This window comes from Longimonas haloalkaliphila, assembly GCF_055379825.1.
Genome location: NZ_AP043948.1, coordinates 50,374 through 75,986, shown reverse-complemented (window position 1 = coordinate 75,986; position 25,613 = coordinate 50,374). Strand labels below are relative to the sequence as shown.

19 protein-coding genes, 1 tRNA gene and 1 pseudogene are annotated in these 25,613 nt (G+C 56.7%); 10 read left to right on the top strand and 11 right to left on the bottom strand.

Annotated features, from left to right (window positions below; genetic code table 11):
* Window positions 1-41: 41 nt before the first annotated feature.
* From ACZ48V_RS00300 to ACZ48V_RS00280, 5 genes and pseudogenes are all read right to left on the bottom strand, one after another.
* Window positions 42-629 carry a transposase gene (locus ACZ48V_RS00300; protein WP_464540550.1) on the bottom strand — a complete coding sequence of 196 codons (588 nt, stop codon included), beginning with the start codon at window positions 627-629 and terminating at the stop codon, window positions 42-44.
* On the bottom strand, window positions 626-3,412 hold the full coding sequence (locus ACZ48V_RS00295; RefSeq protein WP_464540548.1) for a type I restriction endonuclease subunit R: 2,787 nt from the start codon (window positions 3,410-3,412) through the stop codon (window positions 626-628). Before ACZ48V_RS00295 ends, ACZ48V_RS00300 begins: the two co-directional genes overlap by 4 nt.
* Window positions 3,413-3,806: 394 nt before the next feature.
* Window positions 3,807-4,184, bottom strand: a pseudogene (locus ACZ48V_RS00290) (PIN domain-containing protein); the annotation flags it as partial.
* A 94-nt stretch (window positions 4,185-4,278) separates the two neighbouring features.
* Window positions 4,279-5,133, bottom strand: a complete 855-nt coding sequence (locus tag ACZ48V_RS00285) for an IS5 family transposase (RefSeq protein ID WP_464538143.1) — start codon at window positions 5,131-5,133, stop codon at window positions 4,279-4,281.
* 85 nt (window positions 5,134-5,218) lie between these two features.
* Complete coding sequence (locus tag ACZ48V_RS00280; RefSeq protein WP_464540546.1) at window positions 5,219-5,488, bottom strand: UPF0175 family protein; 270 nt, start codon at window positions 5,486-5,488, stop codon at window positions 5,219-5,221.
* 324 nt (window positions 5,489-5,812) lie between these two features.
* Between ACZ48V_RS00280 and ACZ48V_RS00275 the strand changes: the two genes are divergently transcribed.
* The 5 genes from ACZ48V_RS00275 (at window position 5,813) to ACZ48V_RS00255 (ending at window position 11,362) form a co-directional block, all read left to right on the top strand.
* On the top strand, window positions 5,813-7,084 hold the full coding sequence (locus ACZ48V_RS00275; RefSeq protein WP_464540544.1) for a hypothetical protein: 1,272 nt from the start codon (window positions 5,813-5,815) through the stop codon (window positions 7,082-7,084).
* A gap of 183 nt (window positions 7,085-7,267) precedes the next feature.
* Complete coding sequence (locus ACZ48V_RS00270; protein ID WP_464540542.1) at window positions 7,268-7,561, top strand: helix-turn-helix domain-containing protein; 294 nt, start codon at window positions 7,268-7,270, stop codon at window positions 7,559-7,561.
* A gap of 225 nt (window positions 7,562-7,786) precedes the next feature.
* Entirely contained in the window at window positions 7,787-9,436 is a 1,650-nt protein-coding gene (locus ACZ48V_RS00265) for a YfjI family protein (protein WP_464540540.1), read from the top strand.
* A 44-nt stretch (window positions 9,437-9,480) separates the two neighbouring features.
* On the top strand, window positions 9,481-10,632 hold the full coding sequence (locus ACZ48V_RS00260; RefSeq protein ID WP_464540538.1) for a tyrosine-type recombinase/integrase: 1,152 nt from the start codon (window positions 9,481-9,483) through the stop codon (window positions 10,630-10,632).
* Between the two features lie 64 nt (window positions 10,633-10,696).
* The gene (locus ACZ48V_RS00255) at window positions 10,697-11,362 is read left to right on the top strand and encodes a hypothetical protein (RefSeq protein ID WP_464540536.1); all 666 of its coding nucleotides are present in this window, start codon (window positions 10,697-10,699) and stop codon (window positions 11,360-11,362) included.
* A 255-nt stretch (window positions 11,363-11,617) separates the two neighbouring features.
* Here ACZ48V_RS00255 and ACZ48V_RS00250 read toward each other — a convergent pair whose 3' ends face one another.
* The 6 genes from ACZ48V_RS00250 to ACZ48V_RS00225 form a co-directional block, all read right to left on the bottom strand.
* Window positions 11,618-11,932 carry a hypothetical protein gene (locus tag ACZ48V_RS00250; protein WP_464540534.1) on the bottom strand — a complete coding sequence of 105 codons (315 nt, stop codon included), beginning with the start codon at window positions 11,930-11,932 and terminating at the stop codon, window positions 11,618-11,620.
* Between the two features lie 91 nt (window positions 11,933-12,023).
* A complete protein-coding gene (locus tag ACZ48V_RS00245) occupies window positions 12,024-14,153 on the bottom strand; it encodes a GmrSD restriction endonuclease domain-containing protein (protein ID WP_464540532.1) in 2,130 nt (709 codons plus the stop codon).
* Between the two features lie 74 nt (window positions 14,154-14,227).
* Window positions 14,228-17,314 (bottom strand): type ISP restriction/modification enzyme, encoded by a 3,087-nt coding sequence (locus ACZ48V_RS00240; protein ID WP_464540530.1) that lies wholly within the window; start codon window positions 17,312-17,314, stop codon window positions 14,228-14,230.
* 222 nt (window positions 17,315-17,536) lie between these two features.
* Window positions 17,537-17,620: transfer RNA gene (locus tag ACZ48V_RS00235), tRNA-Leu, on the bottom strand.
* Between the two features lie 150 nt (window positions 17,621-17,770).
* Window positions 17,771-19,150 (bottom strand): dipeptidase, encoded by a 1,380-nt coding sequence (locus ACZ48V_RS00230; protein ID WP_464540528.1) that lies wholly within the window; start codon window positions 19,148-19,150, stop codon window positions 17,771-17,773.
* Between the two features lie 309 nt (window positions 19,151-19,459).
* Entirely contained in the window at window positions 19,460-21,010 is a 1,551-nt protein-coding gene (locus tag ACZ48V_RS00225) for an acyl-CoA carboxylase subunit beta (RefSeq protein WP_464540526.1), read from the bottom strand.
* 586 nt (window positions 21,011-21,596) lie between these two features.
* On the opposite strand from ACZ48V_RS00225, the gene ACZ48V_RS00220 reads away from it, so the two are divergent.
* The 5 genes from ACZ48V_RS00220 (at window position 21,597) to ACZ48V_RS00200 (ending at window position 25,597) form a co-directional block, all read left to right on the top strand.
* Complete coding sequence (locus ACZ48V_RS00220; protein ID WP_464540524.1) at window positions 21,597-21,860, top strand: phosphoribosyl-ATP diphosphatase; 264 nt, start codon at window positions 21,597-21,599, stop codon at window positions 21,858-21,860.
* 167 nt (window positions 21,861-22,027) lie between these two features.
* On the top strand, window positions 22,028-22,879 hold the full coding sequence (gene hisG / locus ACZ48V_RS00215; RefSeq protein WP_464540522.1) for an ATP phosphoribosyltransferase: 852 nt from the start codon (window positions 22,028-22,030) through the stop codon (window positions 22,877-22,879).
* Between the two features lie 141 nt (window positions 22,880-23,020).
* Window positions 23,021-23,287 (top strand): PLDc N-terminal domain-containing protein, encoded by a 267-nt coding sequence (locus ACZ48V_RS00210; RefSeq protein ID WP_464540520.1) that lies wholly within the window; start codon window positions 23,021-23,023, stop codon window positions 23,285-23,287.
* Window positions 23,288-23,307: 20 nt separating this feature from the next.
* Window positions 23,308-24,159 (top strand): hypothetical protein, encoded by an 852-nt coding sequence (locus ACZ48V_RS00205; protein WP_464540518.1) that lies wholly within the window; start codon window positions 23,308-23,310, stop codon window positions 24,157-24,159.
* Window positions 24,160-24,301: 142 nt separating this feature from the next.
* On the top strand, window positions 24,302-25,597 hold the full coding sequence (locus ACZ48V_RS00200) for an alkaline phosphatase family protein (RefSeq protein WP_464540516.1): 1,296 nt from the start codon (window positions 24,302-24,304) through the stop codon (window positions 25,595-25,597).
* Window positions 25,598-25,613 lie beyond the last annotated feature (16 nt).

Below are 25,613 nucleotides of genomic sequence, written 5' to 3'. Positions count from 1 at the left end.
ACCTCATTTCATTGGACAAAAATAGCGTATGTGGCCTCACGTCATAGAGTCCGGTGGTGGCGATCTTCGGTCCATCGGGAAGGGTTGAGCCGGATATAGTGACGGATGCGTTCGAGTTCTTCCGCGTTACGCACGACCCGATCGTGAAAGTTGCGGTGCCACTGGAAGTCAGGCATGAGACTACGGCGAACGTACCGGGTAACGGCGGCCTTATACGATCCGATGATGGTCGACAAGGACCCCGCCACCGAGTGTCCGAACCTGCGGGTGTGGGCGGTGTCGGTTGGCCGAGTGCTATCGGTAGTAAGGACACGAGATCTCGTGTCCTTACTGCCCGCACCTTCCGCACCTTCACCATCAGGCTGGATCATGACCAGGCCGTGCACATGATTGGGCATGATCACATACGCATCCAACGTGACCTGCTTATGATGGTCGGGGATGGCCTGCCAGCAGTCGCGCGCTACGCCTCCCACCTCCGATAGATGTACGGCATCGTCCTGTACGGTACCGAAGACACATGCTCGGTTTCGCGTCAAGATCGTGACGAAGTAGGCACCCGGTTGCCTGTAGTCGTGGGCATCCCACCGCATGGACTGTCGGTTGTGCCGTTCTGGATCATAACTCATGCAGCAACAACCTCATTTAGTTCGTCGAGAATAGCGTCCAGTTCGTCGGTATCGAAGAGCGCACGGGCCCTGTACGAGCCGCCTTTTTCGTCAAACGGTGCGTACGAGAAGTCGTCTTTCTCGATGGTAAGGCTGGCCGCCAGATGCTCTTTGATCATCTCCAGCCATTCCATCTGCTCAGGCGTGAAGCGGTTGGTCCGGTCTTGCTCACTGAGCCATGCGTAAAACCGCTCCTCGACCTCGTCCCGAAACGGAGCAAGCTCTTCGGCTTCCCCCATCGCATGGCGTACAAGCGAGATGATGTCGGTGAGCAGCCGCTCCTCGCGCATCCCTTTAACCTTGTCGCGCTCCAATCGTGCGTACGCTTTCCACAACTCCTCAGGCGTGGTCTGGAGCGGGGGTTGCTTGATAGCCTGAGCCAGCTCCTTCACCTGCTCAAACGTAACGTGGCGCTCGCCGTGGGGTTGGTTGTAGAAGATCTGAAGCGCGGTAATCTCGTCTTTGTGCTCGTCCAGGAACGCCTCAAACGAATCGACCTGCTTATGCGCCCACGAGGCACTCGCAGGCGTCTCGTGCTCCACGTCGATCACTTCATCCTGGCTCACGTCGTCGATCGTCAGGTAATGGCGTTCGCGCACCTGCTTGATGGTGTTGCGCACGCTTGCGTCCTCAATGGGGGCGCACGCTTCGTCGGCCAGCGCACGGGCGGCTTCTTCAATCTGTGATTCCAACGGCGCATCGGTATCAAACATGGACTGTGCCCGTGCGTGTTGCTCGTCGTAATCGGCGGCCTTCACGAAGCCCTCGGCCAGTGCCGTCATCGTATCGGTGTGATGATCACGCTCTTCAGCACTCTGAGCAAGCGCTTCTTCTATTTCAGCACGTCCTTCTGAATTGAGCTCTCGGTTCATGCGTGCGATGCGGTCCGCCAGTGAGGCCATGCTGTCCTCATCGCGGGCGCTCCCTTCAACGGCCCCCCGCATGAGCTGGTCGAACGAGACGGACTGCTTGCGGTTGAGCGGCTTTGCATCTGTCTTTTTGTCTTCGGTGACGCCTACCGCATCCACCAACACGAAGTGCGTTTTAGAGCGGGCCTCATCACCAGAGACTGCCCGGAGATCCGAAGCATCAATGGTGCGGGTCCCACGCCCCAGCATCTGCTCGAAGTAGACGCTGCTTTTCACATTGCGCATAAAGAGCAGCAGCTCCAGCGGCTTGATATCGGTTCCGGTCGAAATCATATCCACCGACACGACAATGCGTGGATACACGGAGTTGCGAAACTTTTGGATGATGTCTTCCGGGCTTTGAACGGTGTACGTTACCTTCTTCGCGAACCGGTTCCCCTGCTCGAATGTCTCCCGCACAATGCGCAGCACATCGTCGGCATGGGTATCGTCTTTGGCAAACACGAGCGTTTTCGGAAACATCGACCGGTCTGGAAACAGCCGGTTGCGCACTTCATCGCGGAAGGTAGATACGACGGTCCGAATCTGACTCGGCGCCACCACATCGCGGTCAAGCGCCGTTTTCTTGTACTCCAGGTCCTCATCAAGCTCCAACATGCGCGTGCGCCGCGTCTTCTTCTCGCGCTGCTGCACCTTGAATCCGGCATCGACCGTACTGCCCTCCTCGCTAATCTTCGTGCGGATGCGAAAGACCTCGTAGGGTACGTTCACATCGTGCGCTACCGACAGCTTGTACGGGTATTCGCTTACCAGCTGCTGGTTGAAGAAACCGAGCGTCTGCTTGGAGGGCGTGGCGGTGAGTCCAACCAGAAAGGAATCGAAGTACTCGAGGACCTGCCGCCATACGTTGTAGATGGAGCGATGACACTCATCCACAATGATGAAGTCGAAGTGCTCAGGCGGAAGCGCCTCGTTGTACACCACATCGCGGACCTCACCGGTGTAGGTTGTTTCGAAAGACGAGGTATCTTCGTCCAGGTCCTCCGGGTCACCGCCCTTGAGCATCGAGTAGGCACGCTGGATGGTCGTGATGCAGACGTCAGCCACCGGGTCTACGGCATTCGACGTGAGATGCTGCACGTTGTACTCCTGCGCAAAGGAGCGTCCCGTTTCTGGAAGCGTGTATTGCTGAAACTCTTTTTCGGTCTGCTTCCCCAGGTTAGTGCGGTCCACCAGGAAGAGAATCCGGCGTGCTTTTGCATGCTTGAGTAGCCGGTAGCATTGCGTAACGGCCATGAACGTCTTGCCGCTTCCTGTGGCCATCTGAACAAGCGAGCGCGGATGATTGCCCGCGAACGACTTCTCCAGTTCCTGAATCGCTTCGTACTGGCAATCCCGCAGGGTCCCACGTTCCACGGGCGGCATGTGGCGGAGACGTGTACGCAGCGTCTCCGACTGGCCGATTCGCTCCCTGAGCGTTTCCGGCTTGTGGAAGTGAAAAACCCGGCGCGCCCGTGGGTGCGGGTCGCGAAGATCCCGAAAGTTGGTCTCGGTGCCCGTTGACTCGTACACGAAGGGAAGCGGCTCCTCGGCAGGCGGAATGCGCTTGGGCTCCCCTTTGGCATAACGGGCCGTCTGCTCGGCGATGCCTCCGAGGGTGGTGCCCTCGGGTTTTGCCTCGACCACCCCCACCGCTTTGCGATCCACCACAAGCAGATAATCTGCGTGCCCGGTGTCAAACGGATACTCCCGAATAGCAATGCCTTCGGCTCCAGTGCCCGGATCGTAGGCATCAGGATCCTGCACATCCCACCCGGCAGCCCGGAGCATGGCGTCGATGGTTGCGCGGGCTTTGCGTTCTGGTTCGTGTGACATGGAGATTGGGAATGGTCATAGGAGAAGAGCCTTTTCGCATCCGGCGGAAGCTAAAAGAGATTAGTCGCTGTGGCTTTTAGTGCTGAAACGTGCTCTAAATGTAGAAAAGCAGGAGTACACTTGCGAATTCGATAACAGCATGCATGGGGAAGACCGCTTCCCCACATTTTCCCCGCAGACGTGCAATTGCTCCCGTTTCGTTCGAGATTATGCAATGTGGGGAGAAACAGGAATGCACCGCACTACCAATTTCAGGCGATACGGGGCGCTTGTGCTGATTCTGTTGATGTACCCATGGGGCTCGTCCCCCGCCCCGCTCTCTCGAAGAGACCAGGCCTTTGATCTTTTCTATGCCGCGTCTCTATTAGGATTCCCTGAGGCTGCTCTGACCTTGTTACTCCGAGTTTTGCAGAATGCATTCACGAAGTGCAGGCGCGATCCAGAAGCCAGCTTCATTCTGTAAGGCGTCCAGTGCGTTTCGCAACGAAGACAACTTTCCGTCCTTGTGAGCGCGGAGCAAAATGCCAATTGCGCCTGTCACGGGCAACCCTATAGCTCGTGCGTGCTTGCGTCCCTCACGTTCATCCAGAAGGAGAAGCGAGGCGGCGGTAGCAGCGGCCAGTGCAATGGCCTCTGATTCACCCTGATCAAGGCTCTGCCGAAGGGTGCGCACGTGAGCACGTTCCGCTACCTTCTGTACGCGGATCCAGCCCTCTGATACGGCGGTGCGCAGCTTGGCTGATCCGGGGCGACCGCTGTCCATCTCCAACTCATCACGGACAGCTTATGGAATCAGTACCTTTCCAAACTGACTGCGTACCAGGTCCAGACGGCCGATAATACTCAGAATCTGTTTTGATATGCCGTTAGAGGCGGCTGAGGGCCAATCGTAGCGACGCGAGCCGGACCATGGCGGCACTCGTCTCGGCCAGGCGCTCGTACTCCTTCGCAAGTCGCCGCCAGCCCCCCAACCAGCCGAGTGTTCGTTCGACAATCCAGCGCTTCGGCTCGACGGAGAAGCCCGGCTCTTCGGAGTCGGATTCGGTGATCTCAAGCCGAAGCCCAAGCGCTTCCTCAAGGTCGTCTTCGAGATCGCCGCGGTAGGCCTTGTCAGCGAAGACCGCTTCAAGACGTTCGCTTCGCTGTTCAGCCCGTTCAATGAGCTTGAAGGCGTGCTGGCTTTCGTGCTCATTGGCGGCGTGAATGCCGACGGCCCACGTCCAGCCCTGCGTGTCCGTGAGTATGTGCCGTTTGCGCCCTTTGACTTTTTTATTGCCGTCAAAGCCGCACAGACCGCCTGAGCGGGTGATCGAAACCGATTGGCAGTCAATAATTACCACGCTGGGCTCGGGTTCGCGCCCGGCTTCTCGCCGTGCGCCTCGCCGGGCTATGCTGAGCAGACGTGCGATTACGCCGCGCTGTTTCCACGTTCGGAAGTAGTAGTACACCGTCTGCCACGGCGCAAATCCACCAGGCAACATTCGCCACTGACATCCCGTTTTGACCACGTAGAAAATCGCATCCAGAATGTCGCGGCGCAGGTCATGTTGGCGGTGGCGCGAGGTATTGAGAACCGCTTTAATGTTGTGCCATTGGGAGTCCGTCAAATCGGAGCTATAGTCTTTGCGCATAGCTTCGGTGTCGCTTTCGGTGAAACGTCTGTTCACCACCGAAAACGAGGCGGACTCCCGTTCGTTTTCACTCGCGACGTGTGAAATCAAAACAGGTTCTCAGGTTGAGAAGCGGAGAGGTGTTGCTGACGACCGTCATGAGAAATGCGTGGTGTAGTGCAGGTAAGCGTCCCGGTCACGGGTGTGCCTCGCCGTGCGCATACGCCAGATCTTCGTCCAGTTCGGCTTCGCCGTAGTGCCGCTCGATGCCTCGTTCCCCCAACAGCTGGGCAAACGCATACGGACTCAAGCTGGCCAGTTCGCGGGCTTTTCCGAAGGAGAGAAGTTCTTCGCGGTACAACGCAACGGCCAATGTACGCTTGACTTCCGACGCCTTGCGGTCATCGGGAAGCACAACCGCCTCAGCGATCGAAGACGGAATGTGAACGTCAAGACCGTTGGGCATGGCGCTCTTAGAAGCTAAGGGAAAACGCGGGTGTGCGTGCTACTGAAGCACTCAGCAGACACCGCATAAACGGCATATATTCAACACGATATGGTACCCAGGGGGGGACTCGAACCCCCACGTCCTCGCGGACAACGGATTTTGAATCTAACTCTGTTGTAATTGCAGAGCTATAAGATACAATAGCTTACCGAAAAAGCATTTCTTGCTCTTCCCCGTATTTTCCCCAGGTTACGTGTTTGGAGGATTCAAATCCAAACACGATGGGGAGTTCCAAGGTGGTATTAAGTCACCAAGGCTAAGCTATTCATAGGAGAAAGAGCTATGTCAGAGAAGCCAGATGATTTATTGGACGAGTACCGAGTCCCTGACTCGATTACAGAGGCATCACAAACCAGGTTGGCCGAGATTGGATTAGGAGATGGCCACGACGGCGGGACAGCACGGATGCTCTTACAAAGCAGGGATTCCGAGTTGCAAGAGGAAGTTCACAAATACAGAAACGGTGATCTTACCGCATACTGGTCAGCTTCAAACAGCCCGTTTGACTTTTTGGAAGAGTGGGAACCGAAGATAAAGTATTTTGGGGAGCCTACGCCTACGGGTGTTAAAGTCGGCTTCGATCTAAAGACCGATTCCGGCTTTGGCATAGTGTCACAGACAGATGATCCCAACACCTGGGATAGTCGGTACCCAAAGTATACGCGTGCCGTTCGGCAAAGCTTGAAACGGATTACTTCCGCAGTTGAATCTAAAAAAGATTCCCCGCTCATTTTGATTCCAGAAGTACGGGCGATTCGCAAAAGTGCATCGGAGCAACGGCAACGATATGCTAAAAAGGGCTGTGAACTGTTGGGGAAAGCACGTGAACTCCTTAATGGACTGGTTCGCATTGCGCTTCATGGCTCAGAAAACCCGCCTCCTCCTTCACCTGGCGGCTATTCTCTTCAAACTTATCCAGTCAGAGGAAAGGCTGACAAGACGCTTCGTGAGCAAAGAAAACGAATTGCTGAGCGCAACAGCTCCACCTTTCTATTCAGAGTTGAGATAGAGCGCTTCTGGAGACATTTCGCTGGATGCGCTGAAGTGAACTGGCACTTTACAGAGATCACAACAGATGCTGGAGTCACAGAGAAAGTGGCTAAGCGGTACGAGAGGGTTCTCCGCAGTATCGAGCGTAACCTCAGATCTGTAGATGACCACATCGTCCACTCTGCGTCTCTTGAAATCGCTTGTAAAGTTATCGAGGCAAAGATTGTTGAGGCAGATAGGATGCCCGAAGTTGAGGAGGTCATGCCTGACGTAAGCCCAACCTACCACAACCGGACAATTCGAGCAGGGGATACACTTAGGCATTATGAAGCTCAAGAAGGTAATGTGCCTTCGTTTGAAAACTACGGTGCCTTCACCGACTGGCTTGCGACTCGCGTTCCAGAGCAGTTCGGTGGGAAAGAAGTCGGCCCAACAAGCTACAGAAATGCTCTCAAGGCAACAGGATGCTGGTGTAGTAAGCGTCCAGGTACAACTGAGGGTCTTGAACAGACGATACAGAAAACCATGGATTTTGCAAAAGACAATACTGAAAGAGGAAAGTAAAACTGGAATTGACTTTCTTTTTCCTCTTTGAACGCAGCGCATCTGCTCATCGTGAGGAGATGCGAGAAGACGCAAGACACTAATCACCGTCGCATGAGAGCGCAAGAAAAAAACCCACTCTGTGCTAAGGACACAGAGCGGGCGGAAGAGTCTGCGCCACATGGGACACAAACACCTATAAGTATGGATAATGTCAACCTTTCGAAGGAGAAACGCAAGAATCCAGGATGGCTTTCCAATCGGCTTCAGACCGTCGAGGAGAAGCTCGACCATTTATGCACGCTGCTGGAGAGCGCAAACAGTTCACAAGAGCAGCTGCTCACCCGTGAGCAAGCCGCTGAGCGGCTTAGCATCTCCACACGTACACTGGACACACTCGAATCCGATGGCGAGATACGTGCGATTCGCATTCGTGGCCGTGTGCTCTACGATCGGGATGCACTCGATGCATTCATCCGAGCCTGTGCGAGGAATTAAGCACTTGACAACGCATCGTCGTTTTCCTTCGACCAAAGAAAAAGCCCCAACTGTAGCGCAAAGCTTTGAACGGGCTATGCTGCAGTCAGGGCTTTCCCTTCCAAAATGGATCACACAAACGGTAAAAGCACGAACAAGGTTCATCTTAAGCCCTCTGGCGATGACAGTACAGAGCAGAACCCCAACTGGAGAATCATCCGAGAGAATACCAAATTGCGACGTGAGATGCGCAAAAACGGGATGGATCCGGATATGCATCTCAACGCGCCGGAGAACTCTGACCTGATAACTGGCCCCAATGGTTTCGAGTGGGGACCACCGGTACCACTTGACCTCCATGAGCAGCCAGATCCCGTTCCTCTGTATGCACTCCCTGACTGGGTAGAGGCACACGTAGAATCGGTCTCTGACTTTCTTCAGGTACCGTCTGACCTGCCTGCTTTACTTGCTCTATGCACCATGGCAGGCACGCTGCAGAAAAAGGTGGAGGTTGAGCTCAAGCCTGGATGGACTGAGCCGCTTACGCTCTGGGGCGTTGCGGTCCTCGATAGTGGAACGCGGAAGAGCCCGGCGTTCTCGCTTATGACGGCTCCCATTGGCAAGTACGAATCTGAGCTTCGACAGCAAGCCGATGAACGACGGCAACGGGCTATCGACACCAAGGAGATCCTTGAGCAGCGCCTACAGCGTGCCAAGAAGCAGGCCGTGAAGGCCACAACCCAAACCGACCGCGACATGGCTGAGAATGACGTACGTGCAGCCCGCGACGAACTGGAGGATCACGAAGTACCAACGATCCCTCAGCTCTGGATCGACGACATCACAAGTGAAGAGCTGCTGCGTCTTATGGGCGATAACAACGGGCGGCTTCTTGCGATGAGTCCGGAAGGCGATCTCTTTAAGTACATGGCTGGACGCTACGACAGCACCGGCGCTGTGCTCAACACCTACAAAAAGGCATGGACAGGCGACGAGGCCGCCCGTGACAACCGCATGTCAAGAGACGATTCCGACGTGCCGAACCCGGCGCTCTCGGTCGCACTGTGCGCACAGCCGACTGTGCTTCAAGACCTCGCCCAGAAGCGCACGTTCCGTGGAGAAGGCTTGCTCGCTCGTTTCCTTTACGTGGTCCCTAAATCTACCGTTGGGTTCCGTAAAACCGGTGCGGATGTACCTGCTCTTGATGATGCTGCTAAGGCACGTTATGAGCGGAAGCTTACAACCCTTTTGGAGCTGACGCCGGATGGTACCAATCAGTTTGACGAGTGGGTGCCTCACACGCTCCAGTTGACCCGTGAAGCACAGAGCGTACTATGGGACTTCGAATCGTCTGTTGAGGCGATGCTACGCCCCGAAGGACGCCTTGATGGTATCACGGACTGGGGTTCTAAACTGGTTGGTCAGATGGCTCGAATAGCCGGTATCCTCCATGTCGCTGAGTCAGACATTAGCGATCCCGTACAGGCTGGAACGATGCTGGGTGCAGTCAAAATCACTCGCTCCTTTATTCCTCATGCGTTGAATGCTTATGCCTTATTGGAGGCTAATGAAAAGACGCGGACGGCCCAGTACCTGTACCGGCGTATCTGCGAAAAACTTGGCGTGACCCCGAGTGACAAAAGTGACAAAAGTGACAGAAGGGTGGAATCTGAGACTTTTGTCACTTCTGTCACTTTTGTCAACATGGGGTCTCTCTCAAAACGGGACCTATGGCGGGCCGTCCAGAACAAAGGAGATTTCACCTCTGCAGACGATCTGGACTCCGTCCTTGTACAACTCGAAGAGCATGAACTTATCCATGTGCACCAACCGGAGAGTAATGGAGGCCGCCCTCCAGGTCCACAAATTTACGTGAACCCGCGTGCCGTGCAGTAGCGCCGTATTCTCTTTCACCATACCACAAAGGTTCCACCCATCCCATGAGACGAACTCTAAGCAATATCACGATGCGCAAGAAAGGAAGTCGCTACTACGCACGGCTCTATGACCCCTCGCGTCGTCCCAAGCGTAAAGAAGTGGCCCTACGTACATCAAAGAAGCGGCCTGCACGAAAGCGGCTGACGCAGCTGGAAGCACAGTATGAGCGGGGCGAAATTGATCCGTGGACCGATCCTGTTCGATTCGAGAAGTTGACTGTTCAAGATGCCATTCAGGCATTTCTAAACGCAAAGCAGGATGCGTGGCGTTCAACGACCCACAATGTGTACAGGCAACAACTGGAGGCATGGGAGCGGCTCTGCCCGCCTACGCTTATGCTCAAGGCGCTTCGGGCTGAACACCTTCGCCCATATATCTATGAGCACGTGGAGCCCAATAGCCGAGCAGATACGTTATCCAGTGCCACGAAGAGAAAGCGATATCGCCACATACGGGCCTTTATCAACTGGCTTATGGAGACCGGACGCCTCACCCATAATCCACTCCATGATATAGCTCAACCAGATGCAGAAAAGAAGCCTCCGGTCTTCCTATCCAAGAATGATTTAAGGACGCTTCTCTCCTGCATTCACGACCATGGCCAGACCGTCACCAATCAGGCAGGAGAGCCATCAGATGTACAGTGGCTTATCGACCTCATCAATGTAGCCGTGTGCACAGGAATGCGACGTGGTGAGCTGGTGAACATTCAGTGGCAAGACGTAAACTTAGAACAGAAGACCGCTACCGTACGCAATCGCGACGCATTCACCACCAAGAATGGCCATGAGCGCCGCGTTCCCATTCGAGCAGAGGCTCTTACTACCCTGAAGCGACTCCATAGCGAACGAGAGCCCGCACCATGCGACATGGTGTTCGTAGACCGGCAAGGCCGAGCCATTCGCCCAGACCGAGCCACAAAACGCTTCAAGTTCTTTGTTCGAAAGGCAGATTTGCCAGACAGCGAGGCGCTTCATTTCCACAGCCTTCGACATACGTGTGGTTCGTGGCTGGCATCCAATGGCGTATCCATACGCTTAATCCAAGAGATCCTCGGCCACACCAGCCATACTACATCGGAGATCTACGCCCACATCAGCCAGGAAGCTGCTGGACGTGCCATCGAGCACGCATTCGGAAAAGAGAAAAGGTAGACGGCTGACCGGCTAACGCCTAACACGTTGAGCGCATCCACAATCATACACAGCCTACAAGACCATGAAATCTGATACGACCCACTCGCTCACTGAAACTGCTCAGCTTCATGACATGAGCAAGGGGTACCTGTCTCGATGCCTGAAGGAAGGCAAGGAAGCCAAAGGGCATGACTTACGTCCATACGCCGTTTACACCGAAAATGGACACGTGAAGCACTTTGAATTCCCACCGGACTATGTATTTCCCACCGATAGCCTTCCAGCCTCCCAAGGTTCGAGTATGGAGACTACCAATAACGCTATGCCTGTTGAGTCCTCCCCTCCAGAGCAGCGGGTGGCAAGCACAGAGGAAGTGGAAACACAGCCATATACCGTAGAACTCTACCAGCGCAAAGATTGGCTTTCCAAAGAGCAAGCCATAGAGCTCATGGCGATGTATTTGCCCATCGATCCCAAACACGCCAAAGATCCTGACTCTAAAACCAGCCAACTGCTTCGAACGATCACAATGTCTTTTGAGCACAAAAGGACCCAGAGCTATGGCTCAAGATCAAAGTCCTACGTACTGCGCGGAAAGGTGCTGGCAGTGATCAGACAGGTGCAAAATCAAGGTATGACTGAGGCGCTATGGACTGTTGAAAGTAAGGAATGGCAAAATCATATCCACGAGGAGCTCGGACTCAGTAAGGAAAATGGACTGGACGTTGAAGCCCACTCTTCTTGGTAAACAGTGAGAAAACGAAGTCTAAACAGGCATACGTTTTCCAGGAAACAGACCAGAAAACACGTACGCAGCAGCAGGAAACGGTGGTTTTATGGCTGCCGTTTTCCTGTTTTGTTGTTGTACCCACTGCTTCAGCGAATAAGAAAGGTCCGTATGGCAAGTCTGCGCACACGAGGCCATGCGCTCTATGGAGTTACCTCTTCTGTACGGACAAAACTGCATGAACGCAGCGATTGCCGAACAGCAAGCCTTCTGGTATTAGCCATTGCGCAGCTCTTCTACTCTATCCTCAAGCGTGCTTATGATCATTTCGTAGGTCGGCTTAATTCGAGCACCAAGGTCTGTCTCTTCCTTAGCAGACATACGAAGAGACTCATATTCTTCAATGTACTCTTTTATCTGCACCTTCGACTCATCATCAAACAAGTCAGCGTAAGGGGTGACCTTATTTATGACTTTTATCAAGCGCTCAGCGAGTGCTGCAGCAGGGTCGCCATTGAATTTCTGGAGGTCATAATCTATTTGCTTCACCTCTTTCAGGAGCTGCTCTATTTCTTCTGTCTCGTAGTCCATAGCAGATTGGGTGTAATTTGGTGAATATTTGGGGGCGTTGGTGTGTCGCCAAGTAGCATTAGCTTACTTTCGTCGCTGCACCGCTTTACGCTCATGCATCATAGAATTGATGCTGCACGTACTCGGCTATCTCGCTGGGTCTCAATTCGCTCGTGGAAGGCCCAGTCCGTACGTAAAAGTGTTCATCGTTTTCGTGGTCAAGATACACTGGAACGACGCTGGGCTTGCAGTCCACGCGCATCACGTGTTCTCCGTCTATCGTATCAACAGACATCCGAAGGAATCGTACTGACGAGGTACCTATACGCTCTTTCACGATGTTTGTGAGGTGAAGCATGGCCTTGTCCGAGTTATCGAACCGGTCGTACTCCATGAAGCCTGTCAGTTCTCCATCGTCGTCAACTCCAATTAGGAGTGTGCCTCCGTCGCTGTTCAGAAACGCCGCAATGGTTTTCAGGCAAGCATGCTCGATCTCTTTGTCATTTCGTTCCGCATAGAGATGCCAGCGGAGCGTCGACTTGAACTCAACTGTCTCGGATTCCCCTTCTCGGATGATCGACTCTGTTGAAGTATCACCTGACCCATTACTTGCAGAGTCTGATGCGTCAATCAGGCGCTGCATGAATTGGTTGATACGCCCCGCTATCAACTCGCGTCGCTCTTTAAGAAAGGCTTCGTAGTTCTCCACCTCCCACAATGCAGGGTTCATGGGAATCATAAACTTCTCCAGGTTGCCTGGATTAGCTTCCTGAACCTTGGGAAGATACTCTGCAGGGGGCTTGGAGAATATGTCCATGTTGCCTTCTCGTGTTAATGGAACGCGATTGGCAATCTCATGCACGCGCTTCTTGTCAATCAGATTGCTTCCCGTGTCGTATCCCACTTCGCTGAGCACGGACTTCGGAAAAATGTGATGGCGCTCCAGGGAATACTGGCTTCCGATTGGTTTGCTGAGCTTCAGCCCGTTTGACCAGTCTACGCCTCCACTTGCGCGTATCAGCACCTGCATCATGTTGTAAAATGGATGCGATACGCTACGCGTGTCCAACTGCGAAGATTTCACTTCGGGACTCCCGTGGTCCTCGCGCAATGTGGCGATAAGCCCTTCAATGGGGTGGTCATCATTGAGTGAGTTGAGATCACGTTCCAGTTTCTGGTCTACACTTCCACTGTAGCGACGAAGATATAGCGCTGCATACATCCAGTACAAAAGACGATTGCGCTTTCGCTCATCCTGAAACGCATGCTTGTTCTGAGCCAGATAGCCCAGCATTGGAATAAGCACATTCGTCGTGTTCAGATCATCCGTGCTGTAGATGTATGCACGGTCTCGAAGAAAATTGATGAGGTAGTCCATAAGCCGATCAAGAGCATTCCAGCCCGAGATAAGCTCGTCTTCAGTTGCATCATGGAGAATGTGGTATTCAGCCCGTCCATTGGTTACGGCATTCGTGGCGCGAATAAAGAACGTAAGCGCAAACTCAAACCCCTGCTCTTTTAACTCGGCCCGCTTCTCCTTGAACACGCGTCTTGCGTCGGGCCACTGACTGCACATGTGGGCCAGCGCGATGTCAGCTTCGCTCAAGGCCGTTCCGTTGCTGTTGACGCGGTCGAAAACAGTAAGAGCGTGTTGCAGATTCGCGTCGTTCTGCACGTACATCACAGGCGGTTCAGAATTCAGAATACCCTTGAGATCGTCAAGGTTCTTCTGAAGCTCCGCGAAGACTTCGAATCGTTCACTTTCATCATCCGTGATCTTTTGCGCAATCGATTTGGGTTCAACTGCGCCATTATATCCAAAACAGTCTGCCACCCGAACCCACCTCGGGTTATTTTGCATCTCAAGCTTTCTGTAGTAGCGTAGATCACGCGTCCCCAAGTTGTAGTAGAGCTTCCGTGGGTCTTTTCTGCTATCAATATCTCGATCGGAATAAAACGGAGGGATGCTATCCTTGGTCAGCATATAAAGAGATGTGAGGCGTTGCTGGCCATCCAGCAAAACCTCAACGCGTCCGTTCGACTCGAAATTGGGCATGTTCTTCAGAGCAGGCACGTCAGCCGTTTTCCAAAGTAACAGAGATCCAACGGGATATCCCTTAAGGAGAGAATCGACAAGATCACGGCTCTGCGACCGTTTCCAGGTGAACTCACGCTGGAACTCAGGGAGTACGATCTCGCGGTTCTCTATTTTTGTAATGAGGTCTTGTGTGCTATCGGGCATGAAAGAAGTTATACGGTCTTTGAATAGAAAAGTATGGTGTTGACGGGGCGCATCGGTGTAGAGTCTCCTTTAGCTCACCCCTCCGGCAACCCCAACTCCGGCAACCCCTCCACGATGTCCACGGTCTTTATGCTGACCGTGGTGACGCGCTTAATGAGGTCTACGATGTACCATTTGTTGTCGGGGTCGTTGGGGTCGTGGGTGATGTCGTAGCGTTTGTAGGTACGTACGCGGTACTGGTTGACGAGCCATTCCAGCGCGCTCCGGTTGCCCAGACGGTAATCGTGCGCTCGTTCGGGGATGTCTTCGAGCGTGAGGAAGTCGTTGTACTTGATCGCAGTCTTGTTCTGGCGAAACCGCATTTTCTCAACGCGCCACTCGTAGTCGGCATCGTCGTCTTCCACTTCGTTCAGCGGGTACGGGTCTGCGTCTTCGTAGCCTACGTGCAACTCGGCCAACTGCGCACCGGCCTCCACGAAGCCGCGAAATGCTTCTGCATCGGGCGCAAAAGGGATGCGGGGGAGTTGCCGCTTGAGGTTGCCTTCGTAGCGCTCACGGTAGCCTGTGTGGTGTAACACGCCATAGACGTAGTGGAAGATGTGGCGCTTGGTGATGGTCGCATCGTCGTAGTGCGACCGGAAGCGCTCCAACGCCCAGTCGGTCACGTTCTCGCGGCGGTTTGTGCCGTCTTCGTCGTAGACGTAGAAGGGGAAGCATTGGGAATCGCCCGTGAGGTGGAGGTCTACAATCTGATCTGACGTAAGACAGTGAAACGGCTTTGTATTACCAACAGCCGAATGACAGATGACTTGGTTTCCCGAATTGTTTACCGGAAAGACCTGTGGAAAAATGCCTGGAAGGTACACAAGAGAATCAGAAAAGTAGAGTGTCTTTTTACAAAACGGACGGTATAACGCTTCTCGCTTAGCCTCTTGGTCAAAAGAGAAGATTATCCCTGACTTTAAAGCTCTTCTCAGCGACCGATTCCACTTTATTTTAGTGTCATCTGAAACAATGAAATTGCGGACGTTGATGTCTCGCTCATCTCTCTGATCCCAGCGTCTCACTTCAGCGTTATACGTCTCAATGAGCGTCTGGACACGCTCGCTCAAGCCTTCAAGATTGAAATCATATACCCAAGCATCACGGCCTGTCTCTACGCCTCGACTATACTTTTTGAAGATTGCTTCTGCTTCACCCTGTTCGGCTTTCTTGTCCTCCTTCGAGCCAATCGGAATGTACGACTCAAACTCTCGCGTCGTCGGTTCCACCAGCCAGCGGTGTTTCTCATCTGGTTCTAACCCCTCCCATTCAATGCCGTGCCAATCCTCAGCATCATTCATCACGCCGTAGCGCTCTTCCTTCGTCAAGAACTCTTCCATCCGGTAATAGCGGATGTCGCACGTCTCAGCATCGCCGTCCGCGTGCTTCACAAATAGGTTGATGCTCACCCCGATCTGAATCCCAAATACGTTATGTGTGGTGCCGCTGAGTTTCGGGTTCTTTCGTACGTTTCCTCCGCAGTCGAGCACGTAGACCGCGTCAAAGTCTTCCGATAGATGCTTCCGTACTCCGTCGAACGCAAGATTGTCCACGAAGCTGTTGTTTGTTACGTAAGCGACGATGCCCTCTTTACCAATCCGATCCGTCGCCCACCGAATTGCCTTGACGTATGGATCGGAAAGTGCGTTCTTATTCGTTGCGTTGGAATCAGCAGAATAGGTCTCACGCACACGTCCGTCCACACGTTCGTAGCTACGGTTTTGATTATTGTCGTTAGCATTCACCTGCCACGCATTGTACGGCGGATTGCCAATGACAACAGTGATAGACTGCTCTTGCTGTTGTTTGACGCGCTCGGTGTTCTCTGGCGTGAACAGTTGTGGGGACTGGCGCTGGTCTTCCGCCTCGAACGTATCCACCAGGCACACGCCCTGAAACGGCTCGTAGGTGCTCATACGCTCGTAGTAGGCGTGCTCAATGTTGAGTGAGGCAATGTAGTAAGGCAGCAGCATCACTTCGTTGGCGTGCAGCTCTGGGTCGCCCTCGGCCCCGTATTTCTGCGGAAGTTGGCGGCGGGGAATCTCCTGCATTAGGCGCACAATGAAGTTGCCCGTGCCCGTAAACGGGTCGAGCACGTGCACATCCGAATCACCAATTGACACGCCGAATTCTTCCTTCAGAAGCCCCGTCACGCTGTTCGTCATGAAGTCCACAATCGGTTGCGGCGTGTACACAATGCCATGCGTATCGGCTATATCGACCGCAAATCCCTGAAAGAACTGCTCATAGACCGTGTTGAGAAACTCCTGCTTCTCGGAGAAGTCGGTGGCTGCGTCGGCGGCGTTCTCGATGGCCAGATAGAAGCGGTCAAGCGGCTTCAGGAACTCGGTGCGCGAAAAGGAGCGTGACGTAAGCGCATCAATGACCTGCTCAATCTCACGTGCAATGATGTTGCGGCGCACAAACGCATCATTCTGGAAGACCGTACGGAAGAGGCGGCTCGTGAGCAAGTGCTGAATGAGCATCTCTTCCACGGCCTCCCGCGAAAGGTTCGGGTTAATGGCCTGCTGGCAGAGCGCAAAGAAGTCGCTGAATGCCTCTCGAAAGCTCGCGTTCTGGTCGAGCTCGTCTTCAATGATGCCGCGTAGCGCCTGCCCAATGTCGGGAACGCGGTCCTTGAACTCGGAGACAGCGGCTTCCCACTCTTCATGGGCAGGCTCCTCGTAGTCAAAGAACATGCGCAGGCAGTCCACGAGGTGCTGCGGGTCCGTAATGTCCGCATCGAACACAATGCCCCCGTCCTGCACCAGCACAGCCCGATTGGGCTCCTGAAAGATAATGTTGTTCGTCGGATATCCCTTGTCGATCTTCTTCTGGATCTCATGGTCGAGATCGTCGGCGCTGTCCTTCGCTTCCCAGAAGCCCTTGCGCAGATCGAAGTGATCCACGAGCACGCCGTCTGGACGAAGACCGTTTTCGCGTAAGGTCTTTTCAGGCACGAGCGTCCAGCCCATCTGCTGCCCCCCGTGGTTGAGCAGATCCCGAAACGCTGTGCGCACAGCGCCCTCGTGTTCGGCCCCTACGTCGGCATAAGCCTGGAGCTGGTCGTAATAGTCCTGAACGGCCTGATGAGAGGGTTTGAGGTTAACCTTAGACATGTGAAGTAACGGTTTGGATGTGTAACCACGCACGTACAGACACGCTTATGGGCTAAGATGCGTTTCGTGCAATGCGGGGAAGACCGCTTCCCCGTATTTTCCCCGCAGACTTGCAATTGCTCCCGGTTCTTTCGAGATTATGCGATGTGGGAAGAAACAAGAACGCCCCTGACGTTCCTGCAAAACAGGTGTCAGAGGCGTTAAAGGCATGCTTTCGGTCTGTACCCAGGGGGGGACTCGAACCCCCACATCCTCGCGGACAACGGATTTTGAATCCGTCGCGTCTACCAATTCCGCCACCCGGGCAGGTGCAGGGCTTTCGTAAACAAAATCACCCTGCACGGTTCCGTGCGCGCCATGCGTCCATGAAGCGTTCACGCAGAAGCGTTTACGCAGAGCACTCACAGAGGAGCGTTCACGGCCCCGCATCCGCGCCAAGGCCGTGCGCGCCGCCCGCTACGCCAGCCGCTTCGCCAGCTCCGGGTAGTAGTGGATGATCGTTTCGATGCCCTTCGCAAACCGGTCGAGGCCGAACTTCTCGTTGGGCGAGTGGATCGCATCCGACTCCAGGCCGAAGCCCATGAGCACGCTGTCGAGCCCCAGGCGCTGCTGAAACTCGGCGATGATCGGAATCGACCCGCCGTGCCGCACGAATACGGGCTCGCGGTCGAACGTCGCGTTCAGCGCTGCCGCTGCGGCCTGCATGATGGGCTGATCGGGCTCCACAAGCACGGGCTGTCCGCCGTGCAAGCGCGTTACGGTGAGCGTCATGGTGTCGGGGACGCGCTCGCGCAGGCACTGCTCAAAGGCGTCGTAGATGGCCTCGGGCGCCTGGTCCGGCACCAGACGCATGGAGACTTTTGCGTGGGCTGCGGCGGGAAGTACGGTCTTGGCGCCTTCGCCGGTGTATCCGCCCCAGATGCCGTTCACGTCGAGCGTGGGACGCACGGAAATAGCCTCCAGAATGCTGTATCCGTTTTCGGTGCGCGCGGTGTCCAGTCCGATTTCGTCGAGCCAGTGGTCTTCGTCGAACGGCAGGTCGGCGATGGTGGCACGCTCCTCATCGGTGAGCGGACGCACATCGTCGTAGAAGCCAGGGATGGTGATTCGGTGATCGTCGTCGTGCAAGTCGGCCAGCATCTGACTGAGCGCGTTGATTGGGTTCTCGACCGCGCCGCCGTAGAGGCCGGAGTGCAGGTCGCGGTTGGGCCCTTGCAGGGTTACCTCCAGGTACGCGAGTCCACGCAGGCCGTACACAACGGTGGGCTGCTCCTCGGCCAACATGCTGGTGTCGGAGATCAGCACGAGGTCCGCATCCAGGCGGTCGGCATACGTATCCAACACCTCGGGCAAGTGCTGCGAGCCGATCTCCTCCTCACCTTCGATCAAGAACGTGAGGTTAACGGGCGGCGTGGTATCGGACTTCAGGTACGCTTCGAGGGCCTTCACGTGCATCAGCATCTGGCCCTTGTCGTCGCACGAGCCCCGTGCCACCAGGTCGCCATTTACGCGGGTCGGCTCAAAGGGCGGGTGGTCCCACTCGTCGAGCGGATCGGGGGGCTGCACGTCGTAGTGGCCGTACACGAGCACCGTGGGCGCATCGTCGTGCGGATGATGCGCCGCATACACTACCGGATGCCCGTCGGTCGGCAGCACCTCCACATCGGCAACGCCCAGCGCGCGGAAGTGCTCGGCCAGCCAGTCGGCTGCGGCCTGCACATCGTCGGCATGATCGGGGTCGGTACTCACCGACGGGATGCGGAGCAGCGTTTCCAGTTCGTGCACGAAGTCGTCTTGATGGGCCTGCGCGTAGGCAAGCGGAGCGGTCGAATCCATAAGTGAATGGCAAGTGGGTAAAAGAAATATCGGTGCGATGTACGCGCGCTCCAGACGCAGGTTACGCCCAAATCGGAACGCGCTGGAGACATATACAGAGGATATACAGAGGACTGCAGGGGTAGCAGGGGATGCGAAGCGGTAGAGCCCGCGTGTCTGTGCGCCGCGTACAGCGCAGTCTCCGGGTCCTACCCAACGCACTTCGTACCGGATGCGCACCGCCCGTGCCCCCCTCGCATGGACGGATGCGTACAGCCTGCCGTATACAGCCTGCCGTATACATTCCGTCGTGTACAGTTTCCGGTACCACTACAGCGGGATGTTGCCGTGCTTCTTCTTGGGCGGATTGGCAACCTTGTTTTCGAGCATATCGAAGCCGCGAATGAGGCGCTGGCGCGTTTCGTGGGGCTTGATCACGTCGTCGATGTAGCCGTGCTCGGCTGCCACGTACGGATGCGCAAACCGCTCACGGTATCGCTCGATAAACTCGTCCTTCGCGGCCTCTGGGTCGTCGGCCGCCGCGATCTGGCGGCGGTAGATAATCTCGACCGCGCCCTTCGGTCCCATCACCGCGATCTCGGCGGTGGGCCACGCAAAGTTCAGGTCGCCCCCGATGTGCTTCGAGTTCATCACGTCGTACGCGCCGCCATAGGCCTTGCGCGTAATGACGGTGACCTTTGGCACCGAGGCTTCGCAGAGCGCATAGAGTAGCTTGGCCCCGTGCTTGATGATGCCGTTCCACTCCTGGTCGGTGCCAGGCAAGAAGCCGGGCACGTCCTCAAAAACGAGCAGCGGGATGTTGAACGCGTCGCAGAAGCGAACAAACCGTGCACCCTTGAGCGAGGCGTCGATGTCGAGCACGCCCGCAAGCACGGCCGGCTGGTTGGCGACCACCCCCACCGAGCGCCCGTCGATGCGGGTAAAGCCCACGATCAGGTTCTCGGCGTAGTCGGGCTGCACCTCGAAGAAGTCCTCGTCGTCAGCGATGTGGGTGATCACGTCGCGCATGTCGTACGGCTTGTTGGGCGCGTCGGGCACGAGCGTGTCGAGGGCGTCGGGGGCGGCGCTGTGCTGCACGTTGGTGCGGCGGGGCGCATCCTCCTCGCAGTTCTGCGGCAGATAGCTCATCAACTCGCGGATGCGCAGGAGGCAGTCTACGTCGTTGCTGCACGTAAAATGCGACACGCCGCTCTTTGAGGCGTGGGTGCGCGCGCCGCCCAGCTCCTCGCTGGTCACGTCTTCCTGTGTTACAGTCTTCACCACGTTCGGTCCGGTCACGAACATGTAGCTGCTGCCCTCGACCATGAAGGTGAAGTCGGTGATCGCCGGGCTGTACACCGCGCCGCCGGCACAGGGACCCATGACCGCCGAGATCTGGGGCACGACGCCCGAGAGGTCGGTGTTGAGCTTGAAGATGTCGGCATAGCCGCCCAGCGACACCACTCCTTCCTGGATGCGCGCCCCGCCCGAGTCGTTGAGCCCAATGAGCGGCGCGCCGTTTTCAAGAGCCAGCTCCATGAGGCGCACGATCTTGTCGGCATGGGCGCGCCCGAGCGATCCGCCAAACACGGTAAAGTCCTGGCTGAACACGTAGACGGTGCGCCCTTCGATGGTGCCGTAGCCGGTGACAACGCCGTCGCCGTAGGGGCGCCGCTCGTCGAGTCCGAAGGCGGTGGACTGGTGGCGCACGAAGCTGCCGAGCTCCTCGAACGAGCCGTCGTCGAGGAGGATGTCGATGCGCTCACGAGCCGTGAGCTTGTCTTTGTCGTGCTGGCGTTGAATGCGCTCGGGGCCGCCGCCCTGCTGGGCAGCTTCGCGGCGCTTGTCGAGTTCGGAAAAGCGGTTGTCGGCGTCGGGCATAAGAGAACCAGTCAGGTTGATAGAGACGAGCGATTCGGGCGGAAGCGGTTACAGAAAAAACCGCCTGCGGCATCCGGCGGGAATGGGTGCGTGTGGAAAACGTACAGAGTACTGCAGGGAGAGTGCCGCACGTACGGGACGGCCAGCGGGTTTCTCCATCTGGTTCTTCATGTGGTTCTCCACACGGTGTTGCGCGGGTTTATTCGCTGGAAGGCCTATGTCATGCCCATCAGCATGCGGACAGCATGCGGACAGCATGCGGAGCATCGCATCCAGAATCCTGTGGAGGACGTCTGTCCAGAGCTCCTGTCAAGAACCCCTGTCAAGAACCCCTGTCAAGAACCCCTATCCTGACGCCGTGACAGGCGACGTGTACAGCACAAACTATACAGAGAGGTTCTGCATGCTATGCGGGCATCAATATAGGCAGACGAATGGCAATACGCACTCTGCGAGCGAGCCGGCGTCCGTATCCCACAGAAAATTCGAAGCAACTTATTGGCTGATGATCATTTGATGATGCAACGCTCGCGTGCTGGCACGGTACAACGGCACGCGTATTTTTTGGCTGCATCCCCCACCCCACATGAAGCGATTTGAAGAGCTGTTTGCCGAGCTGTCGGCCAAAGTGGAGACGAACGATCCCGATTCGGGTACGGTAGCGCGTGTGGCCGAAGGGCCTCATACGATTGGCAAGAAGGTGCTCGAAGAGGCGGGGGAGGTGTGGATGGCTGCCGAACACGAGGGCCGCGAGCGCACGGCCGAAGAGATCGCGCAGCTGCTCTACCACGTGCAGGTGATGATGATTGCCTGCGATCTTGACCTCGACGACGTCTACCGCCACCTGTAGAGCTCGCGGCCTGTACGCCCTGCACCGCGGGCTGTATTGCCGGGGCGCACCTGTTGTGTGTGATACCCGTGCGTGATACCTGTGTGTGATGCCGGTAGCGCGCCGCCGGGGGGCCGGATGCGCTTTTCATTCTGTTATTTTCTACCTACTGCTTTTTCGCTTTGTCTATGCTTCAGATTGCCCTGCCCAATAAAGGTGCTCTGGCCGAAGGGGCCGCCACGCTCGCCAGCGAGGCCGGCTACCACTGCCGCCGCCGCGGACGCGAACTCTCGGTGCGCGACACCGACCACGGCGTCGAGTTCGTATTCTTGCGTCCGCGCGACATTGCCACGTACGTGAGCAAAGGCATCATCGACCTGGGGGTAACCGGACTCGACCTGCTGCACGACAGCGGCGCTGACGTCACGCAGGTGATGCCGCTTGAGTTTGGCAAGGCGCGCTTCTGCTACGCGGCCCCCAAAGAGCAAGCCATTACGCCCGACGACTTTACCAGCGACACGCGCATCGCCACGTCGTATGTGCATGTGGTGGAAGAAGACCTGAAGGCGCGTGGCATCGACGCGACGGTGGTGCCGCTCGACGGCGCGGTTGAGATCTCGATTCAGCTGGGCGTGGCCGACGCCATCGCCGATGTGGTGCAGACGGGCCGCACGATCGACGAGGCCGGGCTGAAGGTGATCGGCGATCCGATCATCGAAACGCAGGCGATGCTGGTTGCGCAGAACGGAGTGATCTCGGATAAGGAGGCGGCGCGCCACTTTCAGGAGCGCATCAAAGGCATTCTGGTGGCCCGCTCGTACATCGTCGTTGAATACGACCTGCCAAAATCGAAGCTCGACGCCGCCCACGAGATCACGCCCGGCATCGAGTCGCCCACCGTGTCGCCGCTAAGCAGAGACGGATGGGTAGCCGTGAAGTCGATGGCGAAGCAGTCGCGCGTCAACGAGATCATGGATGAGCTCACCGCTATCGGTGCCAAGGGCATCATCATTACCGATATTCGAACATGCCGGATCTGACCGGGCGTTCCTCCGGTGCGCAGAAGCGCAGCACGGCGTGTATCATTTGTTCGGTCCGATGCGTATGTTATTCGTATACTGCATGCCTGATTTGTACACCGACCGATCCGCTGTTCTTCAGACTTGTCTGCTGCTTTCGCCATGAACCGACTTCTTCCCCGTAACGTACTGCTGCTTCTGCTTCCGATGATGCTCGTACTGAGCGGATGCGGGCGCAATCTCATGGACCACCTGTCCTCGCCCACCGGCGGCTTCATCAGCATTCTGGTGATTGTCGTCGCGATCGTGGCGCTCATCGACCTGCTGGGCGACCGTGGGCGCAGCCCCGGAAGTAAGATCATCTGGGCGCTCATCATCATCTTTATGCCGCTCCTGGGCGCGATTCTCTACTTCTTTCTCGGACGCTAATACGACGCGCACGATTTCCTATGTTTGATGCGCTCCACAGGTCTCCAAATGTTCCTTCCACGCCCCGTTCATTGCCGTTCGGGGCGTGGCTGCTTGTGGTGGTGATCATGACCGCAGGGCCGGGCTTGCTTGTGGGATGCGGCACGAGCAGCGCTCCGGTCGACCGCGCCTCGGCACCGCCTACATCCGACTCAACGGCGTTGGCTGCGGCCTACGAAACGGCCATTGCGCGTGCCGCCGAGCTGGGCCCCGACGCTATCGTGACGACGCTCACGCCCGTGGCACCGCACAACGATACCCTGCGCTGGCACGTCGACGATGACGGCACGCGCTGGGTGCAGGTCGTGACCTGGACCGACGACGCCCCGCTTCCTGGTGCCAATGCGCCCGTCTCTGCCGGCGACACGCTAACTCTGACCGGCGACGTGTGGACGACGCTGGTGCCGGCGATCCAGCAGTTCTGCCAGTCGCTCCGCCCGCTCTCAGAGGCGCAGCGCGATCGTCGCGTGGAGCAGCACCTCGGCCTGCCGCCCTACGCAGGCTACACCCGGTTCGTGACGCTGTGGGCCTCCACCGAAACGCTCTTTCGCCCGTGCCCCGACCCCGAAACCACCGACCGGCAGTGCGAACCCCACGCGCCGAAGCCCCAGACCCGGGTGCAGGTCGCTCCCGAGCACCTCGAATGGCTCGACGCGCAGTACGCCTTCTCGCACCAGCCCGGCGGTTACCCGTTCACCGGACTGGGCTACACCTACGACTGGGGGCGCCCCGATGAGCCGGTCGGCATGAGCGAGTTCGTTATTCCCGAAGGCGCCCCGGTTCGCGTTGTGGAAACCACCCCCACGCAGAGCTACTGCTCCGAACGCCCGTAGTGCGGGTCGTTTAGCGCCTGTTTGGGTTTTGGTTTGCAGTCCAGTGGAGCCGCTCGCAGCCCAAATTGAGAAATCAAAACAGGCTCTTAGCGTACCACATTCCACCCTCACGCGTTATCAACCACCTGACCTTGCTACGTTCATGACTGCCCCCCGATTTCAACTCATTCTAAGCCTTCTGGTCGTTGCAATCATCGGGCTGGGATGCGAACGCCCGGCCGACCTGGGCGATGCCGCGTCGCCTGCACCTGACCGAACGGCCGTGGACGAGCCGGTTATCCTCGTTTCGATTGACGGAATGCGCCACGACTACCTGGAGCTACACGGTGCACCTACTCTGGAGCAGCTGCGCGACGAAGGGGCCTACGTCGCGCGCTTCATCGCCTCGTTTCCGACCAAAACCTTTCCAAACCACTACACGCTGGTTACAGGCTTGCACCCGGGCAACCACGGGGTTGTGTCGAACAGCATGTACGACCCTGAATTTGGGGAGCGCTTCAGCATGGGCAACGACGATGCCGTTACCGACGGTAAGTGGTGGGACGATGGCGAGCCCATCTGGGTGACGGCCGAGCAGCAGGGGCGTACCGCAGCTACCTACTTCTGGCCCGGCTCCGAAGCCGAAATCGACGGCACCCGTCCGAGCCACTGGCTGCCTTACGACGGACGCGTGCCCGGCAACGACCGGGTCGATCAGGTGCTCGAATGGTTGGAGCTGCCCGAGGCAGAGCGCCCCTCGTTCCTGACCCTCTACTTCAGCAAGGTTGACTCGCGCGGGCACCGCCACGGCCCCGCATCCGAAGAAGTCGCCCAGGCCCTGCGTGAGGTGGATGGCTACATCCAGCGCCTGTTCGATGGGCTGGACGAGCGCGGCATTCGTGCTAACGTCCTGATTGGCTCCGACCACGGCATGGCGCCCATCTCGTCCGACCGCACCATCCTGATGGATGAGCATATTGATACCGACGATGTTTTCATCGTCGACTACACGCCCGTAGCCATGATGAACACACGCGATGGCGTGGACCCGGCACCGATCGTCGAGGCGCTTGATGCCCTCGACCGTGTCGATGCCTATCATCGAGACGACGTGCCTGCCGATCTGCACTTCGAAGGCCACCGGCGCATCCCCGAAATCATCGCGATCGCCGAGGACACCTGGTCGCTCTCCACCACCGATTACTTCGAGCGCAACCGCGACCGGCTGGAAGGCGGCGCGCATGGCTACCCGCCACAGAACGACAGCATGCAGTCGCTACTCATTGCGCACGGACCGGCTTTTGAGGCAGGCAAGCGCATCGACACGCTGCAGTTTGTGGATCTCTACCCGCTCATGACCCACCTGCTCGACCTGAACCCGGCCCCGCACGACGGATCGCTGGAGGCGGCCCAGCGGCTGCTCAACCCGGAGTATGCACCAGTCGCTGCAGCACGATAGCATAGCACGATAGCAT

What these genes read in the sequence shown, in the direction of transcription:
- ACZ48V_RS00300 (WP_464540550.1), bottom strand. Translation starts at nt 629, where the DNA reads ATGAGTTATGATCCAGAACGGCACAACCGACAGTCCATGCGGTGGGAT.
- ACZ48V_RS00295 (WP_464540548.1), bottom strand. Translation starts at nt 3,412, where the DNA reads ATGTCACACGAACCAGAACGCAAAGCCCGCGCAACCATCGACGCCATG.
- ACZ48V_RS00280 (WP_464540546.1), bottom strand. Translation starts at nt 5,488, where the DNA reads ATGCCCAACGGTCTTGACGTTCACATTCCGTCTTCGATCGCTGAGGCG.
- ACZ48V_RS00275 (WP_464540544.1), top strand. Translation starts at nt 5,813, where the DNA reads ATGTCAGAGAAGCCAGATGATTTATTGGACGAGTACCGAGTCCCTGAC.
- ACZ48V_RS00270 (WP_464540542.1), top strand. Translation starts at nt 7,268, where the DNA reads ATGGATAATGTCAACCTTTCGAAGGAGAAACGCAAGAATCCAGGATGG.
- ACZ48V_RS00265 (WP_464540540.1), top strand. Translation starts at nt 7,787, where the DNA reads ATGCGCAAAAACGGGATGGATCCGGATATGCATCTCAACGCGCCGGAG.
- ACZ48V_RS00260 (WP_464540538.1), top strand. Translation starts at nt 9,481, where the DNA reads ATGAGACGAACTCTAAGCAATATCACGATGCGCAAGAAAGGAAGTCGC.
- ACZ48V_RS00255 (WP_464540536.1), top strand. Translation starts at nt 10,697, where the DNA reads ATGAAATCTGATACGACCCACTCGCTCACTGAAACTGCTCAGCTTCAT.
- ACZ48V_RS00250 (WP_464540534.1), bottom strand. Translation starts at nt 11,932, where the DNA reads ATGGACTACGAGACAGAAGAAATAGAGCAGCTCCTGAAAGAGGTGAAG.
- ACZ48V_RS00245 (WP_464540532.1), bottom strand. Translation starts at nt 14,153, where the DNA reads ATGCCCGATAGCACACAAGACCTCATTACAAAAATAGAGAACCGCGAG.
- ACZ48V_RS00240 (WP_464540530.1), bottom strand. Translation starts at nt 17,314, where the DNA reads ATGTCTAAGGTTAACCTCAAACCCTCTCATCAGGCCGTTCAGGACTAT.
- ACZ48V_RS00230 (WP_464540528.1), bottom strand. Translation starts at nt 19,150, where the DNA reads ATGGATTCGACCGCTCCGCTTGCCTACGCGCAGGCCCATCAAGACGAC.
- ACZ48V_RS00225 (WP_464540526.1), bottom strand. Translation starts at nt 21,010, where the DNA reads ATGCCCGACGCCGACAACCGCTTTTCCGAACTCGACAAGCGCCGCGAA.
- ACZ48V_RS00220 (WP_464540524.1), top strand. Translation starts at nt 21,597, where the DNA reads ATGAAGCGATTTGAAGAGCTGTTTGCCGAGCTGTCGGCCAAAGTGGAG.
- hisG (WP_464540522.1), top strand. Translation starts at nt 22,028, where the DNA reads ATGCTTCAGATTGCCCTGCCCAATAAAGGTGCTCTGGCCGAAGGGGCC.
- ACZ48V_RS00210 (WP_464540520.1), top strand. Translation starts at nt 23,021, where the DNA reads ATGAACCGACTTCTTCCCCGTAACGTACTGCTGCTTCTGCTTCCGATG.
- ACZ48V_RS00205 (WP_464540518.1), top strand. Translation starts at nt 23,308, where the DNA reads ATGTTTGATGCGCTCCACAGGTCTCCAAATGTTCCTTCCACGCCCCGT.
- ACZ48V_RS00200 (WP_464540516.1), top strand. Translation starts at nt 24,302, where the DNA reads ATGACTGCCCCCCGATTTCAACTCATTCTAAGCCTTCTGGTCGTTGCA.